Raw genomic sequence first — 2,510 nt, forward strand, 5'->3', positions numbered from 1 at the left:
AGCCGCTCCACCAGCCCCGACAGCAGCCCCGCGACCACCGCGTCGCCCGCCCCCGCGGGATTGCCCCGCAGCGGACGGGGCGGAGCGGCCCGCCAGTCCCCGTCGGGCGTACGGGCGAGAAGTCCCCGTGCTCCCAGTGACGCCACCACCGCGTGTGCCCCGCGCCGGCGCGCGTCCCGGGTCGCCTGCGCCGGATCGTGCGCACCGGTCAGCTCGGCCAGCTCGTCCGCGTTCGGCTTGACGATGTCGGGCCGCGCCGCGATGCCCCGCCGCAGCGGCTCCCCGCTCGTGTCCAGCAGCACCGGAACCGCCAGCGCCCTCGCGGTGCGCACCAGCTGGGCGTACGCCCCCACCGGCAGGCCCGGTGGCAGGCTGCCGCACAGCGCCACCGCCGAGGCGGACCGCAGCAGCACCTCGTACGCCTCCTGGAACGCCGCCCACTCGTGGGGCGCGATCACCGGTCCCGCCTCGTTGAGCTGTGTCGTGTCGCCGGTCGAGGTGTCGACGACCGCGACCGTGCGGCGGCTGGGGCCGCCCGTCGGGACCAGCGCGTCCACGATCCCCGGCGTCCGCGCGAGCCCCTCCCGCACCGCCTGCCCGGTGGCACCGCCCGCCAGGCCCGTCACCGACACCCCGTGGCCGAGGGCCGCGAGCACCCTGGCCACGTTCAGCCCCTTCCCGCCGGGCCGCTCCGTCACCTCGGTGACCCGGTGGGAGCTGTGGGGGCGCAGCTCCCGCACGCGGTACGTGATGTCGAGAGCGGTGTTCAGCGTGACGGTGAGGATCACCTGGGCCGACCTCCCCCGGTGTGCGGGCGCCCGCCGGGCGCGTTCGCCTGTCCGAAGCCTCGATCATGTCAAAGACGGCGGGGGCCGGCCCAGTCCCCGAACGTGTCCTACCGGTCCGGGTCCTCCGGCGGTTCGACCAGCCATTCGCCCCGGCGCATCACGCCCCTGACCTCGAAGCCGGAGTCCAGGACGACGAGGTCGGCGTCCTTGCCCGGCTCCAGCGAACCCACCCGGTCGTACAGGCCCAGCTGCCGGGCCGGATTGGCGGAGACGGCCGTGACGACGTCCTCGACGGGCAGCCCGTCCAGGGTCACCGCCCGCTTGAAGGCCCGGTCCAGCGTGAGCGTGGAGCCCGCGATGGAGCCGCCCTCCACCAGGCGCGCCACCCCGTCCGCCACCTCGACCTCCAGCGGGCCGAGCATGTACCGGCCGTCGCCGAAGCCCGCCGCGTCCATCGCGTCCGTGATGAACGCCACCCGCCCGCCGCCCGCGTGGTGGAAGGCCAGCTGGAGGGAGGCCGGATGGAGGTGGACGCCGTCGTTGATCAGCTCGACGGTGACCCGCTCGTCCTCCAGCAGCGCCGCGATCGGCCCCGGGCTGCGGTGGCCGAGCGTGGGCATCGCGTTGAACAGGTGCGTCGCCACGGTCGCGCCCGCGTCGATGGCCTCCACCGTCTGCTCGTACGTCGCGTCCGTGTGCCCGATCGCCGCGATGACGCCGTGCTCGGCGAGCAGGCGTACGGAGTCGATGCCGCCCGGCAGCTCGGTGGCGAGGGTGACCATGCGGGCCTGGCCGCGCGCCGCGTCGATCAGCTTGCGCACCTCCGCCGGGTCGGGGTCGCGCAGCAGCTCCTCGGAGTGCGCCCCCTTGCGGCACGGGGAGATGAACGGGCCCTCGAAGTGGATGCCCGCGAGGTCGCCCTGCTCGGCCAGCTCGGAGAGCAGTCCGGCGCGCTGGGCCAGGCCGTCCATGTCGCCGGTGACGGTGGAGGCGACGAGGGTCGTCGTGCCGTGCAGGCGGTGGGTGCGGACGCCCCGGAGGATCTCCTCGACCGTGCCCGAGGTGAAGGACGCCCCGCCGCCGCCGTGGTTGTGCATGTCCACGAAGCCGGGGACCAGCCAGTACCCCGTCAGGTCCCTGCGCGGGGCGCCCTCGGGAGCGCTCCCGGCGATGCGGGTGCCCTCCACGATCACGCGGCCGTCGGGCACCGTGCCCGTGGGGAGCACCACCGTGGCGCCGGACAGCACCACGGCGTGCGGGCCGGCCGGGGGAGTGCGCTCAGTGGTCATCGGGCGGTTACCTCCGGGGCGGGGGAAGCAGGGACGGGACGGGTGGGGGAAGCGGGGACGGGACGGGTGGGGGAAGCGGAGACGGGAGAGGTGGGGGAGGAGGGGACGGGAGGGGTGGTGGCCAGCAGGTCCCAGGCGAGGAGACCCGCGCCGAGGCAGCCGGCGGTGTCCCCGAGGGCCGCGGGGACGATGGACGGCAGTCTCTGGAAGGTGACGCGCCGTTCGACGGCGGCGCGCAGCGGGGTGAACAGGGTCTCCCCCGCCTCGGCGAGACCGCCGCCGATGATCAGGGTGCGCGGGTCCAGCAGGGTGAGCGCGGTGACCAGCCCGTCGGCGAGCGCGTCCACGGCGTCCTGCCAGACCGCCCGCGCCCGGGGGTCCCCGGACTCGACGGCCTTCGCGCAGTCCGCCGCGTCGGCGTCCGGGTCGCCGG

3 protein-coding genes are annotated in these 2,510 nt (G+C 75.7%); all 3 read right to left on the bottom strand.

Annotated elements, in window-relative coordinates:
• On the bottom strand, nt 1-788 hold a 788-nt coding region (locus HO151_RS04175; protein ID WP_173894758.1), incomplete at its 3' end, for a 1-phosphofructokinase family hexose kinase.
• A gap of 107 nt (nt 789-895) precedes the next feature.
• The gene (gene nagA, locus HO151_RS04180) at nt 896-2,077 is read right to left on the bottom strand and encodes an N-acetylglucosamine-6-phosphate deacetylase (RefSeq protein WP_173894759.1); all 1,182 of its coding nucleotides are present in this window, start codon (nt 2,075-2,077) and stop codon (nt 896-898) included.
• Nucleotides 2,074-2,510, bottom strand: a 437-nt coding sequence (locus HO151_RS04185) for an ROK family protein (RefSeq protein WP_173894760.1), incomplete at its 5' end; no start/stop codon positions are given. The genes HO151_RS04185 and nagA, both read right to left, overlap by 4 nt.

Source organism: Streptomyces sp. 8P21H-1 (genome assembly GCF_013302945.1).